This window comes from Thalassovita litoralis (assembly GCF_900182725.1).
GTDB classification, from domain to species: Bacteria; Pseudomonadota; Alphaproteobacteria; order Rhodobacterales; family Rhodobacteraceae; genus Thalassobius; species Thalassobius litoralis.
The window spans coordinates 72,936-88,634 of sequence record NZ_FXTO01000001.1; the positions used below are offsets into that span (position 1 = coordinate 72,936).

Consider the following 15,699-nt stretch of genomic DNA (forward strand, 5'->3'; position numbering starts at 1 on the left):
AGGGCCTCCTTAACGAAAGTCAAGGAACACAAACGCGTGAGATGACAGACTCATAGGTGCCTCACTAGGGAACGGAGACATACCCATGACGATCCGATTCACTCAGGCACGTCGCGTCCTGATGTCCAGCGCAGCAATGGCTTTGACCATGCTGGCGGCCCCCGCGATGGCCGAGAAACCGAAAACCCACGCGGATGGACCTGCGGCGGCTTACCAGCCGTCCATGACGACGCTGGCTGAAATCAATGTTGAAATTCCGGGCCGCAAGGAAGGCGACCCGGTGATGACGCAGGAAGAGTTCCAGCAAGGGACCAAAATCTACTTTGAACGCTGCGCAGGTTGCCACGGCGTTCTGCGCAAAGGGGCCACCGGGAAACCGCTGACCACCGACATCACCCGCGAAAACGGGTATGAGTATCTGCACAGCTTCATCACCTACGGGTCGCCCGCCGGGATGCCGAACTGGGGAACCTCGGGTGAACTGAGCGAAGAACAGATCGACCTGATGGCGCGCTATCTGCTGCTGGAACCGCCGGCACCGCCAGAATTCGGTATGCCCGAAATGCGCAATAGCTGGAAAGTTCTGGTCAAGCCCGAAGATCGCCCGACCCAGAAAATGAACGACATCGACATCGAAAACCTGATGTCTGTCACCCTGCGCGATGCGGGTGAAATCGCCCTGATCGACGGCAACACCTATGAGGTGCGCGCCATCATCAAGACCGGCTACGCTGTACACATCAGCCGTATTTCGGCCTCGGGTCGTTACCTGTTCGTGATTGGCCGCGATGCCAAGGTCAACATGATCGACATGTGGATGGAAACCCCTGCGACCGTGGCCGAAATCAAGGTCGGCATGGAAGCGCGTTCCGTCGAAACGTCGAAAATGGAAGGCTGGGAAGACAAATACGCGATTGCCGGGTCTTACTGGCCGCCGCAATACGTCATCATGGATGGCGACACGCTGGAACCGAAAAAAATCGTGTCCACCCGTGGCAATATCTATGACGAACAGACCTATCACCCCGAACCGCGCGTGGCAGCGATTTTGGCCAGCCACTACCGGCCGGAATTCATCGTGAACGTCAAGGAAACCGGGAAAATTCTGCTGGTCGACTACACCGACCTGAAGAACCTGAAAACCACCGAGATCGAAGCCGAACGCTTCCTTCACGATGGCGGTCTGGACAGCACCCACCGCTATTTCATCACCGCCGCCAACGCGCGGAACAAACTGGTGGTGATCGACACCAAAGAGGGCAAGCTGACCGCGATCACCGACACCGGCGGGGCCACCCCCCACCCGGGCCGTGGCGCGAACTTCACGCACCCCGATCTTGGGCCAGTCTGGGCGACCTCGCACTTGGGTGATGAATCCGTTGCGCTGATCGGTACTGACCCCGAAGGCCATGCCGACAACGCTTGGAAAATCGTTCAAAGCTTCGAGGCACTGGGCGGCGGGTCGCTGTTCATCAAGACACACCCGGAATCGAACCACCTGTATGTCGATGCACCGCTGAACCCGGATGCCGAAACCTCGTCTTCGGTTGCCGTGTTCAAGATCAGCGACATGAAAGCTGGCGAAGCCCCGGAATACACCGTTCTGCCGATTGGCGAATGGGCCGGGATCGCCGACGGTCAACCGCGCGTGGTGCAGCCCGAATTCAACAAACAGGGCACCGAAGTGTGGTTCTCGGTCTGGAACTCGAAAGACAAAGAATCGGCCATTGTTGTCGTCGACGACAAAACGCTGGAGCTGAAAAAGGTCATCAAGGACAAGCGCCTGATCACCCCGACCGGCAAGTTCAACGTCTTTAACACGCGGGGCGACATCTACTGATGCCGCACCTTGGGAAGGGGGACTCCTGCCCCCTTCCCGCCTTTCTGATCCAGCCAGTGAAAGCCAGAGCAATGAAAGATCTGACCAAGGGCAAAGTCTTCCTCATCGGTGCCGGTCCCGGCGACCCCGAGCTTCTGACGCTCAAGGCGCTGCGCGTATTGCAAACCGCCGATGTGGTGGTCTTTGATCGGCTTGTGTCGCCTGAAATCATGGCGCTGGTGCCCGAAGCCACGCGCCGGATTGACGTGGGTAAAATGCCCAAGTTTCACAAAGTACCGCAGGAACAGATCAATGACATTCTGATCAGTGAAGCCCTGAAAGGACGCGCTGTCGCCCGCCTGAAAGGTGGCGATCCGCTGATCTTTGGGCGCGGCAGCGAAGAAGCCGCCGACCTGATGGACGCGGGTGTTTCGGTCGAATATGTCCCCGGCATCACATCTGCCCAAGGGGCGGCCTGTTCGACTGGCGTACCGCTTACCCACCGCGGGCTGGCAACAGGTGTGCGCTATGTCACCGGACACCGCGCAAAAGACGCCACTTTGGATTTGGACTGGGCCAGCCTTGCCAGCGCGGAAACCACGCTGGTCGTTTATATGGGCGCGATGAACATGCCCGAAATCGCCACGCAACTGATGGCGCACGGGCTGCCCGACACCATGCCAGTGATGGCAATCGCTTCGGCCACCACCCCCCGCGAAGCCCGCCTGATTTCAACGCTGGATGCAATTGCCACCGATCTGCAATCCAACACGTTGGAAGCACCCGTGCTGTTTGTGATTGGGCATGTGGTTTCACTATATCCGCAAACCGCCGCCGAAATTGCCGAAACACACAGGTTCGCGGCCTATGCGTGATATCCTTGCGCCCCTGATCCTTGCTGCGCTTTGCCTGCCCCAACCGGCAACGGCAGAGATCGGCAAGGATCGCGCAACGGAACTGGAACATATGGTCATTCAGGATTGCGGCTCGTGCCACGGGCTGACAATGCGCGGCGGATTGGGCAGCCCCCTGACGCCCGCCGCCTTGGACGGTGCCGATCCTGATGCTTTGGCCTCGATCATTCTGGATGGGGTGCCGGACACCGCCATGCCCCCGTGGCGTCCCCTTCTGACCGAAGAAGAGGCGCTGTGGATCGCGATTTATTTGCTGAATAGGGAACAGGACTAATGAAACGATTTCTGGCCGCCGCTGCCCTTGCTTTGTTGCCCGGTTTCGGGTTTTCGGAAACGCCCTGCTGTGCCACGGGTGATCTGGGGCTGATTATCGAACGCGCTACCGGGTCGCTTCTGGTGGTGGACCGTTCGGACCGCGCAGCCATTGGCCGGGTCGAAGGGCTGGGGGATCTGTCCCATGCGTCGATGACCTACAGCCCCGATGAACGCTTTGCCTATGTGTTCGGGCGCGATGGCGGCCTGACCAAGGTGGATATGCTGACGCATGAAATCGTGGCACGGACCATTCAGGCGGGCAATTCCATCGGCGGCGCGATTTCTGACGATGGCAAACTGGTGGCCGTTTCCAACTATACTCCCGGCGGGGTCAAAGTATTCGATGCCGACACGCTGGCGCTGGTCGCGGATATTCCCGCACCGGGCAAAACAATCGGGCTGGCCGATTTACCCGGTCGCCGCTTTATCTGGGCCGTCTGGGATTCGGGCGAGGCCTATCTGGGTGACTTTTCCGGCGCGGAACCCGTGATTACCAATCTGGGCCACATTGGCAAAAACCCGTTTGACGCCGTGGTGACGGATGACGCCCATACCTATCTGATCGGGTTGTTCGGTGAAAAAGGCGTCACCGCAATCGACCTGTGGGATGACACGCCCAAACCCACCCGGTTCCTGAACGACTATGGCAAAGACAAAGAGGATATGCCGGTCTACAAAATGCCCCACCTGCAAGGCTGGGCTTTTACCGAAGGGCAGTTTGTTCTGCCTGCCGTGGGCCAGTACGATCTGCTATGGGTCAACCGTGAAACCCTGGAACAGGTGGCAACCACCCCGGTTCATGGGCAGCCCGTTTTCATTATCGCGCAACCTGCCTCGCCCTATGTTTGGGTGAACTTCGCCACCCCGCGCAACGGCGTTGTGCAAGTCGTGGATTCGCGCACGCATCAGGTGGTCAAAACGCTGGAACCCGGCAAGGCGGTTCTGCATATGGAATTCGCCCCGCGCGGGGCCGAGGTTTGGGTTTCCGTCCGTGATGAAAACAAGATCGTGATCTACGACACCCGCACCTTTGAAAAGAAAGCGGAAATCGCGGCACAGGCACCTTCGGGCATCTTTTTTACGGCCCGCGCGCATCAGCCGGGGCTATAAATCATGCTGTCCGGCCTGCATCATCTTGACCGTCGCCTGTTAGACGATTTTCAGCGGGATTTCCCGCTGATCCCCCACCCTTTTGCGCAGATCGCAACGCAGATCGGCACAACCGAAACCGAGGTTCTGACACGCCTTCAGGCGCTACAGGCAGCGGGCCGGATTGCCCGCGTTGGTGGCACCGTGCGCCCAAACACCGCCGGAGCATCGACCTTGGCGGCGATGTCCATCCCCGAGGACCGTCTGGAACAGGTTGCCGCCCGCGTTGGGCAGGAAAGCGGGGTAAATCATTCCTATCTGCGGGAAAATGACTGGAACCTTTGGTTCGTCAACACCGCCCCCGATCAGACCGCACTGGAAGCATCGCTTCAGGCGATCCGCGACGATACCGGGCTGGCGGTGCTGGACCTGCGGCTTGTCCGCCCGTTCAACATCGACCTCGGGTTTTCACTGTCCGGGGATCACAAAGTCCCCCGCCGCCGTACCGCGCCGGATATGTCCACCCTACAGGAACAGGACCGCCCGATCCTTCATGCACTGGCCCAAGGGTTGCCGCTGACCCCTACCCCGTTTGCCGATCTGGCAACCGATTTGGATATGCCGGAAACCGCCGTTCTGGCGCGTATCCGGGCGCTATCGGATGGCGGTATCCTGACCCGGATTGGCGTGATCGTTCGCCACCGTGCCGTAGGCTGGTCCGCGAATGCGATGGTTGTCTGGCAGGTCCCCGAAGACCGCCTGATCCCCGCAGGCGAGGCATTGGCCGCCCATCCGGGAATCACGCTATGCTATCAGCGACGCACCGTACCGGGGGTTTGGGATTATAACCTGTATTCCATGATCCACGCCCGCAGCCGTCAGGAAGCACAGGACACTCTGGCAGCCGCCGCATCCCTGCCGGAACTGGTGGGCGTTCCACATCAACCCCTGTTTTCGGTCCATTGCTACAAACAAACGGGCGCTGAATTGCACCGTTCAAACAGAAAGGTCGCCTGACATGCGCCGCCAACCGCTTGCCCCCGATACGCTGGATGCCACCGACCGCGCCCTGCTGAATCGGTTGCAGGATGGGTTTCCGCTGACGTCGCACCCGTTTGCGGAAATTGGCGCTGAAATGGACCTGGCCGAAGATGACGTCATCAACCGCGTGTCCCGTCTGCGGGAACTGGGCGCGATCACACGATTTGGCCCGTTTCTGGATGCTGCCGCGATGGGCGGCGCATTTTGCCTGTGCGCCATCGCCGTTCCATCGGATCGTTTCGACGAAGTCATGACTTTGGTCAATGCACACCCCGAGGTGGCGCATAATTATGAACGTGTCCACCGCCTGAACATGTGGTTCGTGCTGGCCTGCGATCAGCCCAGCCAGATCAACAAGGTGGCGGACCGGATCGAGGCAGAAACCGGGCTGACCGTCCTGCGCTTTCCGAAACTCAAGGAATTCTTTATCGGCTTCAGAGTCACAGCATGAGCATCGACGCAACAGATCGGAAAATACTGGCCGCAACGCAAGCGGGACTGCCCTTGGTCGCCGCCCCCTATGCCGAGGTTGCTGGCTGGTTGGGTCTGGACGAAGCCGAAGTGATCAGCCGGTTAGACGCCATGCTATCCCGTGGCGTGATCCGCCGCATTGCGGTTGCGCCCAATCACTACGCCTTGGGGGTTGTTGCCAACGGCATGAGCGTCTGGGACGTGGACGACACCCACGCCGAGACGCTGGGCGCACAGGTTGGGGCGCTGGATTTTGTCAGTCATTGCTATCTGCGTCCCCGCGCCCTGCCCGACTGGCCTTATAACCTGTTTGCCATGCTACATGGCACTGATCGCAACGCGGTGGAAACCCACCGCACCGCCGTGCGTGACCTGCTGGGCGATGCCTGCCGGTCCGATGATATCTTGTATTCTTCCCGCATTCTGAAAAAAACCGGAATGCGCCTGTCCGAAGGAGCCTGACCCATGTTCCGCCTGACCCAATATATGAAAGAGCTGGTCCACCCCACCCCGATCCGCGCCCGACGCGGCAGCGGCCCGGTAAAGCCCGTGGTGATCTGGAACCTGACCCGGCGTTGCAATCTGAAATGCCGCCATTGCTATACCACGTCCGCCGATGTGGATTTTCCGGGGGAACTGAGCCACGAACAGGCAATGGGCGTTCTGGACGATCTGAACGGGTTCGGCATTCCCGCGCTGATCCTGTCGGGGGGCGAACCGCTGTCCCGTTTCGATTTCTTCGATCTGGCCGAACGCGCCCGCGCATTGAATTTTCGCTATCTGGCGCTGTCCACCAACGGCACGAAGCTGGTGGGTGACAACGTAGCCCGCGTGGCCGATCTGAATTTCGACTATGTGGGCATTTCGATCGACGGGCTAAAAGATTTCAACGACTGGTTCCGCGGGCAGGAAGGGGCCTTTGCCGAAGCCATGCAAGGCGTCCGCGAATGCAAAAAACGCGGCATCAAGGTTGGCCTGCGGTTCACCCTGACCGAACAAAACGCACATATGCTAGAGGATATGCTGGACCTGTGCGACGCCGAAGGCGTGGACAAGTTTTACCTGTCGCATCTGGTTTATGCGGGCCGGGGGGATAAAAACCGGGGCGACGACACCCACCATCTTCGAACCCGCAAGGCGATGGATATCCTGATTGATCGTGCATGGATTGCCGTGGCCGAAAACGAACCGCTGGAAATCGTCACCGGCAACAATGATGCCGATGCCGTCTATTTCCTGAAATGGGTGCGCAAGAATTTCGACGCAGATAAAGCCGCCCATGTCGAACGCCATCTGGAAGCATGGGGCGGCAATTCATCCGGGTTGGGTGTGGCGAATATCGGCCCGCTGGGAACCGTCCACCCGGATACCTATTGGTCGTCCTATACCGTCGGCAACGTCAAACAGACACCGTTCACGGACCTGTGGACCGGGGATGACCCGATGCTGGCCACCCTACGCCAACGCCCCCGCCCGCTGAAGGGACGCTGCGGCGACTGCGCTTTCAAACATGTCTGCGGCGGCAATACCCGCATTCGTGCGCTGCAAATTTCCGGCGATCCGTGGGCCGAAGATCCCGCCTGCTACTTCTCGAATGCTGAAATCGGGCTGGAAGATGCCGACCGCCTGACCGTGACCCCATTCCGAGGCAAAAGCCATGACCCCGCGCATCGTTTTTTCTGATCCGACATTCGCGCCTGTGATCGAGGCAAGGCCGGGGCGCTGCCCCGGACCCCGGAGTATTTTTGGCAAGATGAAATGGCTGGCGCCGGTCTTAGGGGCGGCGATAATTGCCGGATCATCCGTGCAGGCCGATCCTGATGGCCAAGAAATCTACATCGACCTTTGCGCGTCCTGCCACAGCGAAACCCGGCTGGGCGGCATTGGCCCGGCCCTGATCCCCGAGGCACTGGGGCGCTTGCGCGGGCAATCGTTAAGCGGGATCATCGCCAATGGCCGGGTCGCCACGCAAATGCCCGCCTTTGGGGCCACCCTGTCCGCCGCCGAGGTCGAGGCTGTTGCCCTCTTTATTTCCAGCCCCCTGCCGAACATCCCGCAATGGACCGCCGAGGAAATCACCGCGACCCGCGTTATGGCCGAGGACTACTTGCCCGCGCCTGCCCCGGTCTTTGATGCCGATCCGATGAATATCACGTTGGTCGTGGAAACTGGCGACCACCATATCAGCGTTCTGAATGGCGATACGTTCGAGGTTCTGGATCGTTTCCCCACCCCATTCGCCGTACATGGCGGGCCAAAGTTCAGCCCCGACGGGCGCTACGTATTTGTCATGTCGCGGGATGGCTGGGTGCAGAAATATGACATCTGGTCCCTGAAAGAAGTGGGGCGCATCCGCGCCGGGATCAACAGCCGCAACATCGCCATGAGCGCAGACGGCAAATGGCTGGCCGTTGCCAATTATCTGCCCCACAGCCTGACGATCCTGTCGACTGACGATCTGAGCGTTGCCGCAATTCGGGACATCACCGCGCGGGATGGCACATCCAGCCGCGTATCTGCGGTGTATCAGGCCCCCCAGCGCGAAAGCTTCATTCTGGCCCTGAAAGACGCGCCGGAGATCTGGGAAATCGGCACCACCGAAGATGCCGGGCCATTTCACGAAGGGTTTGTTCACAGGCACGAATCCGGGATGAAAGAGGCATTGGCCGAAGAACACGGCCTGTTCGCCCGCCGCCGGATCATGATTAACGAACCGCTGGACGATTTCTTCTTCACCTCGGATTACCGCAACCTGATCGGGGCCAGCCGCACCGGGGATAAGGGCGTGGTGGTCAATCTGGACGTAGGGCGCGAGGTCGCGGAACTGCCCCTGCCGGGGATGCCCCATCTGGGGTCTGGCATTTCGTGGCAACGGCGCGGACATACCGTCATGGCGACCCCGCACCTGAAAGAAGGCAAGCTAAGCGTCATCGACACGCGCGACTGGTCTATCGTCAAGGTAATCGACACGCTGGGACCGGGCTTTTTCCTGCGCAGTCACGAAAATACGCCCTATGTCTGGGCCGATGTGTTCTTTGGTCCCAACAAGGACAAGATGCACATCATCGACAAGGACACGCTGGAGATCGTAAAAACGCTGGACCCGGCACCGGGGAAAACCGTGGCCCATATCGAATTCACCAAGACCGGCAAATATGCGCTGGTGTCCATATGGGAAGACGACGGGGCCGTGATCGTCTATGACGCCGAAACGCTGGAGGAGGTTCGCCGCCTGCCAATGCGCAAACCTTCGGGGAAATATAATGTCTGGAACAAAATCACATTCTCGGACGGCACCAGCCACTAAGCGCGCACCGCTGAAATTGCAGCTTTTGCTGTATCCGTTTTCAGCGGCGGCGGTGGCGATCAACCTGTTCCTGCTTTTCCTGATGTTACAGGCCGTAGGGGTGCCAGCAATGCCGCCGCATATCGCCCTGTTGCTGGCAATTCCGCTGGGGGTTCCCGCGAATTGGCTGGCAACCCGCTGGGTACAAGGCCTGATCGACGAGGCCGAAGGCCGGTAAACCCTGCGGCTAGAGGCTGTGTATCTGGCGGTCCCGCAGAATGTCCCAATACAGGATGACCGCCGCGGCAACCGGAACCACCGCGCCCATCATCAACACCCACAGCATTGCGGCCGCCCCATAATGCTGAATCAGCAGCGCCCCCAACAGTGGCGCCACCGCCGACGCAACCAACACCGGCCCCGCCAGTCGCCCCATGATCAGCGCGTAATCCTCGGGCGCAAAGATCGACAAGGGCAAAGCCCCCCGCGCAATCGACCACAATCCGTTCCCCGCGCCATAGGCCACCAAAGCGGCACTGGCTGGAATTTCCAGCACCAACCCCAGAAACCCCAGCAAAACCAGCCCGGTCGAGGCCATCATCGTCCAAATCGGGTGATGCCTGCCCCGCCCCATCATTTCCAAAACACGCGCCCCGACCTGCGCGGGGCCGATCAGCGTTCCCAATGCGACGGCAGCCGCCAGCGCATAGCCCTGTGCCGTCATGATCGTGATCAGATGCACCGACCAGATCGACGACACCATCGCCAGCATTGCCCCTGCAATGGCCAGACACCAAAACCGCAGCCCATATTGGGATGCTGGCACAGGCAGGGCCGGGTCCGGTGTGGCCACCGTCAAAACAGGCGGAACACGCGGCAACACGATCCAGCACAGCGGCAGACAAACACCCAGATTTAGCGCAGCATAGGCGAAACATGTTCCTCGCCAGCCCACCAGTTCCACCAGAAAGGCCGAAACGGGCCAACACACCGTACTGGCAAACCCACCCCACAGGGTCAGCGTCGTGATCGCAGACCGCGCCTCGCGGCCATAGATACGCCCCAACGTGGAAAACGCCGCATCATACAGCGCCCCGGCCATACCCAGCCCGATCACGGCCCATGCAACCAGATAGACCGGCAGCGACCGGGACAGCCCCAGCAAGACCAGACCAGCGGCAATCAACGTGATGCCCCCCGCCAGAACCCGCCGCCCGCCATCACGCTGGATCAGTCGCCCAACCCAACCCGATGCAAGCCCCGACGCCAGCAACGCCAACGACACCCCTGCTGTCACCGCGCCAGCACCCCATCCGGTTTCCAACCGGATCGGTTCCGCCAAAACGGCCAGCAGATAAAAACTGCTGCCCCACGTCAGGATCATCACGATCCCAAGCGCAGAAATCACTTGTGACCGCTGTGACAGGATCATTGCAGACCTACGGTTTTGCCTGTCATTCAGCCACGCAATCGGCGAAATATTGGGCTTCGCCATGTTCCCCGATCTCTTGGACCAGACCGTGAATATCGGTTTCAAACCCCGGACATTCACGGGCAAATTCACGGTTAAACCGCAGGTATTCCACGATCTTGGCGTTAAAGACCTCTCCGGGGATCAGCAACGGAATACCCGGCGGATAGGGCGTGACCAAGCTGGTCGTAATCCGCCCTTCCAGATCATCAATCGGCACCCGTTCCGTTTTGCGCCGCGCGATATGGGAATACGCGTCGCTGGGCGTCATCGCGGGGTGGTGATCGGACAGATAGATTTCCGTCGACAGGCGCGCGACATCGTATTTCGCATACATCATATGCACATGCTGGCACAGATCGCGCAGGCCCATCCGTTCATATCGGGACTGTTTCGCGCTGAATTCCGGCATCACCCGCCACAGCGGTTGGTTTTTGTCGTAATCGTCCTTGAACTGCTGCAAGGCCGCCAACAGCGTATTCCACCGCCCCTTGGTGATCCCGATGGTGAACATGATGAAGAAGCTGTAAAGCCCGGTTTTTTCCACCACGACACCGTGTTCCGTCAGGTATTTCGACACGATCGAGGCAGGAATCCCCGTTTCTTCAAAACGACCGTCTATATTCAGGCCGGGCGTGATGATCGTGGCCTTGATCGGGTCCAGCATGTTGAACCCGCGCGCCATGTCGCCAAAGCCATGCCAAGCGTCCTCGCCCGAGCTTTCGACACCGTCGCGATCGGTCTTTTTCAGTTCCCAATCCTTAGCGCGGCCAATGCCTTCTTCCGCCAGCTCATCCGGTCCCCAGACCTGGAACCACCAGTCGTTGCCAAACTCTTCGTCCACCTTGCGCATGGCACGGCGGAAATCCAATGCCTCCATCAGGCTTTCTTCGACCAGTGCCGTACCGCCCGGCGGTTCCATCATGGCCGCCGCCACATCACAGCTTGCGATGATCGAATATTGCGGGCTGGTCGAGGTGTGCATCAGATACGCCTCGTTGAACAGGTGTCGGTCCAGTTTGGTTTCTTGCGAATCCTGCACCAACACATGACTGGCCTGACTGATCCCGGCCAGCAGTTTGTGAACCGATTGCGTGGCATAAGTCACCGAATGCTGCGTCCGCCCGCGTTTCCGCCCCATCGAGTGATAGGTGCCATAGAACGGGTGGAACGCCGCGTGGGGCAGCCATGCCTCGTCGAAATGCAGATTTTCGACATAGCCATCCAACAGGCATTTGATCTCTTCCGTATTGTACAGCACCCCGTCATATGTCGACTGGGTCAGCGTCATGATGCGCGGCTTAACGGTTTCGGGGTCCACCCCCTCTAGCAGCGGGTTAGCCTTGATCTTGGTCTTGATCATCTCCGGCTCAAACTCGGACCGCTGGATCGGACCGATAATACCCCAATGGTTGCGTGTCGGCTTCAAAAACACCGGAATCGCGCCGGTCATGATGATCGAATGCAAGATTGACTTGTGGCAATTGCGGTCCACCACAACGACATCCCCCGGCGCAACCGTGTGATGCCAGACCATCTTGTTACTGGTCGAGGTGCCATTGGTCACAAAGAAACAGTGATCCGCATTGAAAATCCGCGCCGCGTTGCGTTCGGACGCCCCGATGGCGCCGTTATGGTCCAGCAATTGCCCCAGTTCTTCGACGGCGTTACACACATCCGCCCGCAGCATATTTTCCCCATAGAACTGGTGATACATCTGGCCGATGGGCGATTTCAGGAACGCCACCCCACCAGAATGCCCCGGACAATGCCACGAATATGATCCGTCCTCGGCGTAATCCAGCAGCTCTTTGAAAAACGGCGGCTGGATACCCTCCAGATAGCTTTTCGCCTCGCGGATGATGTGCTTGGCCACAAAGTCCGGTGTATCCTCGAACATGTGGATAAAGCCGTGCAATTCCCGCAAGATGTCATTGGGCAGGTGGCGGCTGGTCTTGGTTTCCCCATAGACATAGATCGGCACATCGGCGTTTTTCCAACGCACTTCTTCGATGAAATTACGCAGATTCACCACTGCCGGGTCCAGATCGGGGCCGGGGCTGAATTCTTCGTCATCAATCGACAGCACAAAGGCCGAGGCCCGGCTTTGTTGCTGCGCGAATTGCGACAGGTCGCCATAGCTGGTGACGCCCAGCACCTCGAACCCCTCCCGCTCTATCGCGCCAGCCAAGGCACGAATCCCCAACCCCGAGGTATTCTCGGACCGGAAATCTTCGTCGATGATTACGATGGGGAACCGAAATTTCATGAATCTCTCCTAATGGCGGCGCAGACGACCTTGCCTATTCTTACGTACCCATCGCCCCCGTCAAGGCCCGGCAAACACACAAGCAACGCCGCGCCAAACCAAGCGCAACATCAAGTGCCCAAGCCAAACCAGACCGGATATAGAGCCAATTTTTGAAGGAAGTGTGACCACTTTTAAGAATAGTGGAATGGTAGCGGAGGAGGGACTTGAACCCCCGACACGCGGATTATGATTCCGCTGCTCTAACCAACTGAGCTACTCCGCCGAAGTGGGAGCGAATTACGAAAGCAGGGCGGCGGCGTCAAGGGAGAAATCGCAGGAAATTGCGGATTTTTCCGAATGGCGCCGAAACCGCTCAGACCGATACGGCCTGAACCAGTTCGTCCCGTGTCAATTCTGCTTTGGTTCCCTGTTTCAGCACCGCCCCCCGGCGCATCACCACGAATTTGTCCGCCAGACCATAGGCAAAGTCGAAATACTGTTCGACCAGCACAATCGCCATATTCCCCTGATCGCGCAGGTATTCGATCACCCGGCCAATCTGCTGAATGATATTGGGCTGGATGCCCTCGGTCGGTTCGTCCAGAAGCAGCAGCTTGGGTTTGGTGATCATGGCCCGCGCAATCGCAAGCTGCTGTTGCTGCCCGCCGGATAGATCGCCGCCGCGCCGGTGCAGGAAATCCTTCAGGATCGGGAACAGCTCGAACACCTCGTCTGGGATGAAATGTTCGGATCGCGGCAGACAGGCAAAGCCGGTTTCCAGATTTTCACGCACGGTCAGCAGCGGAAAAATATCGCGCCCCTGCGGCACATATCCCACCCCCTTGCGGGCAAGCGCATGGGCAGGCAAGCGCCCGATCTGTTCGCCATCCAGTTCGATCCCCCCGCCCGATCGCGGATGGGTGCCGGAAATCGCCTTTAGCAGGCTGGTTTTGCCCACGCCATTCGTTCCCATCACACAGGTGACTTCGCCCACCTGCGCATCCATGCTGATACCGTTCAGAATTTGCGAACTGCCATAATGCAGGGTCAGATTATCAGTTTTCAGCATTGCTTAGCGCCCCAGATATACATCAATCACATCCTGATTGGCCGTCACATGGTCCAATGATCCTTCGGCCAGAACGCTGCCTTCGTGCAACACCGTGACCTTGCAGTTCAGGCGGCGGACGAATTCCATGTCATGTTCCACCACCACCACCGCACGGGTTTTCGCCGCTTCGACCAGAATATCGGTGGTGTGTTCGCGTTCCGCCAGGGTCATCCCAGCAGCGGGTTCATCCACCAGCAACAGACGCGGTTCCTGCGCCAGCAGCATCCCGATTTCCAGCCATTGCTTTTGGCCGTGCGACAGCTCCCCGGCTTTGCGATGAATCTCATCCGACAGGCCGATTTCGCTGGCCAGTTCCTCGGCCTTGCCCAAATCCCTGAATTTCGGCTTGAACATCAACACCCGCCACGGCGAGCGATCATTTTTCAGCGCCATCAGCAGGTTGTCGAATACGGTTTGGTCCTCGAACACGGTCGGGCGCTGGAATTTGCGGCCCACACCCGCGCGGGCAATCTGCGCCTCGCTCATCTTTAGCAGGGACACGGATTTTTCACCCCAGATCACCCGGCCCTGATCGGGGCGGGTCTTTCCGGTGATGATGTCCATGAACGTAGTCTTGCCCGCCCCGTTCGGGCCAATGATGGCCCGCATCTCGGCATTGCCGATCTGAAAGGACAGATTGTTGATCGCCTTGAACCCGTCAAAGCTGACGGACACGCCGGACACTTCCAGAAGGGTGGTCATTCCTGTGCCTCCTTTTCCTGCAATGCGCCCTGACCGGGGCCAAGCGCCTGCCCGTGGCGGCGCGGCGCAACGATCCCCTGCGCCAGATCGAACAGTCCCCCGATGCCCTTGGGCGCGAATAGCGTGACCAGAACGAAGCTGCCCCCCAGCAACACCTGCCACCAATCCACCCATTTGATCGTATAGAACCCCAGCGGCACATCAGGCGCCTGCCCGCCGGTGAACCATGTCGACACCAGCGACACCAGCGCCGCGCCGATCACCGCGCCATACAACCGCCCGCGCCCGCCAATCGCCACCCACACCGCCAGATAGATCGAGGCAATCGGCGCGATTTCCGCCGGATTGATAATGCCCGCCTGCGGGTAATAGAGCGCCCCGGCCACCCCTGCGATCATCGCCGTCAGCACGAAAATGAACAGCTTGTAACCTTCGACCGAATAGCCAAGGAACCTGACCCGCTGTTCATCGTCCCGAATACCACGAATGACCGAACCGAACTTGCCCGACACCACCCACGCCGCCAGAACATAGCCCAGCCCCAGCGCCAGCGCCGATACCCAGAAGAACCAGATCGACACCACGCTTTGCGGCACTTCGTCCAGCCCCGGCAGGTTTTGCAACCCCGACAACCCGTTGTTGCCGCGCAAACCGCTATCATTTTGGAACAGGTACAGCGACAACGCCAGCGTCATCGCCTGCGTCAGGATTGACAGGTAAACCCCCGTCACCCGGCTGCGGAAGGCCAGCCAGCCGAACACCAGCGCCAGCAGACCGGGCACCAGAACCACCAGCGCCAACTGGATCGGCAGGCTGTCGGCAAAGGCCCAGACCAGCGGGAAATCACTGCTGCCGACCACGCCGAATATCTGCGTGCCGATGGCGTCCACCACCTCTTGCGGTGTTGGCGGGATCTGGGCCTGCGCCAACGAGGTTTCGACAATGCCCCGTGTGCGTTCATACATCAGCCACATCCCCACCATGTAGCCACCCAGCCCGAAGAACGCGAAATGCCCCAGCGAAAGGATGCCGCAATAGCCCCACACCAAATCCATCGCGATGGCGATCAGACACAGGCACAGCGTCTTGCCCAGCGTTTTCACGAAAGAGGTGGAAATCAGCGCCGCGCCTGTGGCTTCGGACAGCAACGTGACGGACAGGGTGAATAACGCCAGCACGCCCAGAAAAATCAACACCGAAGGGTTCCGCATAAGGAAGGTGTTTTTCAT

Annotated in this window: 15 protein-coding genes and 1 tRNA gene; 10 read left to right on the forward strand and 6 right to left on the reverse strand. The window is 59.4% G+C overall.

All coding sequences use genetic code 11. The annotated features are described in order from the left end of the window. Positions 1 to 85: 85 nt before the first annotated feature. The 10 genes from FN828_RS00365 (at position 86) to FN828_RS00410 (ending at position 9,173) form a co-directional block, all read left to right on the forward strand. On the forward strand, positions 86 to 1,840 hold the full coding sequence (locus tag FN828_RS00365; protein ID WP_142491395.1) for a nitrite reductase: 1,755 nt from the start codon (positions 86 to 88) through the stop codon (positions 1,838 to 1,840). A gap of 71 nt (positions 1,841 to 1,911) precedes the next feature. After that, the gene (gene cobA, locus FN828_RS00370; RefSeq protein ID WP_142491396.1) at positions 1,912 to 2,694 is read left to right on the forward strand and encodes a uroporphyrinogen-III C-methyltransferase; all 783 of its coding nucleotides are present in this window, start codon (positions 1,912 to 1,914) and stop codon (positions 2,692 to 2,694) included. After that, on the forward strand, positions 2,687 to 3,007 hold the full coding sequence (locus FN828_RS00375; RefSeq protein WP_142491397.1) for a c-type cytochrome: 321 nt from the start codon (positions 2,687 to 2,689) through the stop codon (positions 3,005 to 3,007). The genes cobA and FN828_RS00375 overlap by 8 nt, the downstream gene beginning before the upstream one ends. Continuing rightward, a complete protein-coding gene (locus FN828_RS00380; RefSeq protein ID WP_142491398.1) occupies positions 3,007 to 4,158 on the forward strand; it encodes a cytochrome D1 domain-containing protein in 1,152 nt (383 codons plus the stop codon). The genes FN828_RS00375 and FN828_RS00380 overlap by 1 nt, the downstream gene beginning before the upstream one ends. A 3-nt stretch (positions 4,159 to 4,161) precedes the next feature. Continuing rightward, the gene (gene ahbB / locus FN828_RS00385; protein WP_142491399.1) at positions 4,162 to 5,154 is read left to right on the forward strand and encodes a siroheme decarboxylase subunit beta; all 993 of its coding nucleotides are present in this window, start codon (positions 4,162 to 4,164) and stop codon (positions 5,152 to 5,154) included. Between the two features lies 1 nt (position 5,155). Then, a complete protein-coding gene (locus tag FN828_RS00390) occupies positions 5,156 to 5,629 on the forward strand; it encodes an Lrp/AsnC family transcriptional regulator (protein ID WP_142491400.1) in 474 nt (157 codons plus the stop codon). Then, entirely contained in the window at positions 5,626 to 6,111 is a 486-nt protein-coding gene (ahbB, locus tag FN828_RS00395) for a siroheme decarboxylase subunit beta (protein WP_142491401.1), read from the forward strand. The genes FN828_RS00390 and ahbB (FN828_RS00395) overlap by 4 nt, the downstream gene beginning before the upstream one ends. 3 nt (positions 6,112 to 6,114) lie before the next feature. After that, entirely contained in the window at positions 6,115 to 7,332 is a 1,218-nt protein-coding gene (nirJ, locus tag FN828_RS00400) for a heme d1 biosynthesis radical SAM protein NirJ (RefSeq protein WP_142491402.1), read from the forward strand. A gap of 70 nt (positions 7,333 to 7,402) precedes the next feature. Then, positions 7,403 to 8,956 carry a cytochrome D1 domain-containing protein gene (locus FN828_RS00405; protein ID WP_142491403.1) on the forward strand — a complete coding sequence of 518 codons (1,554 nt, stop codon included), beginning with the start codon at positions 7,403 to 7,405 and terminating at the stop codon, positions 8,954 to 8,956. After that, a complete protein-coding gene (locus FN828_RS00410) occupies positions 8,913 to 9,173 on the forward strand; it encodes a GtrA domain-containing protein (protein WP_142491404.1) in 261 nt (86 codons plus the stop codon). The genes FN828_RS00405 and FN828_RS00410 overlap by 44 nt, the downstream gene beginning before the upstream one ends. Before the next feature lie 9 nt (positions 9,174 to 9,182). Here the strand turns inward: FN828_RS00410 and FN828_RS00415 are convergent, their stop codons facing one another. From FN828_RS00415 to urtC, 6 genes are all read right to left on the reverse strand, one after another. Further along, a complete protein-coding gene (locus tag FN828_RS00415; protein WP_221930517.1) occupies positions 9,183 to 10,430 on the reverse strand; it encodes an MFS transporter in 1,248 nt (415 codons plus the stop codon). After that, positions 10,390 to 12,675: an arginine/lysine/ornithine decarboxylase gene (locus tag FN828_RS00420; protein ID WP_142491405.1), complete on the reverse strand. Its 2,286-nt coding sequence runs from the start codon at positions 12,673 to 12,675 to the stop codon at positions 10,390 to 10,392. The genes FN828_RS00415 and FN828_RS00420 overlap by 41 nt, the downstream gene beginning before the upstream one ends. A 188-nt stretch (positions 12,676 to 12,863) precedes the next feature. Continuing rightward, a tRNA-Met gene (locus FN828_RS00425) sits at positions 12,864 to 12,940 on the reverse strand. Between the two features lie 90 nt (positions 12,941 to 13,030). Then, positions 13,031 to 13,726, reverse strand: coding sequence for an urea ABC transporter ATP-binding subunit UrtE (gene urtE, locus FN828_RS00430; RefSeq protein ID WP_142491406.1), 696 nt, complete (start codon positions 13,724 to 13,726; stop codon positions 13,031 to 13,033). A gap of 3 nt (positions 13,727 to 13,729) precedes the next feature. Continuing rightward, on the reverse strand, positions 13,730 to 14,470 hold the full coding sequence (gene urtD / locus FN828_RS00435; protein ID WP_142491407.1) for an urea ABC transporter ATP-binding protein UrtD: 741 nt from the start codon (positions 14,468 to 14,470) through the stop codon (positions 13,730 to 13,732). Next, positions 14,467 to 15,699 (reverse strand): urea ABC transporter permease subunit UrtC, encoded by a 1,233-nt coding sequence (urtC, locus tag FN828_RS00440; RefSeq protein WP_142491408.1) that lies wholly within the window; start codon positions 15,697 to 15,699, stop codon positions 14,467 to 14,469. Before urtC ends, urtD begins: the two co-directional genes overlap by 4 nt.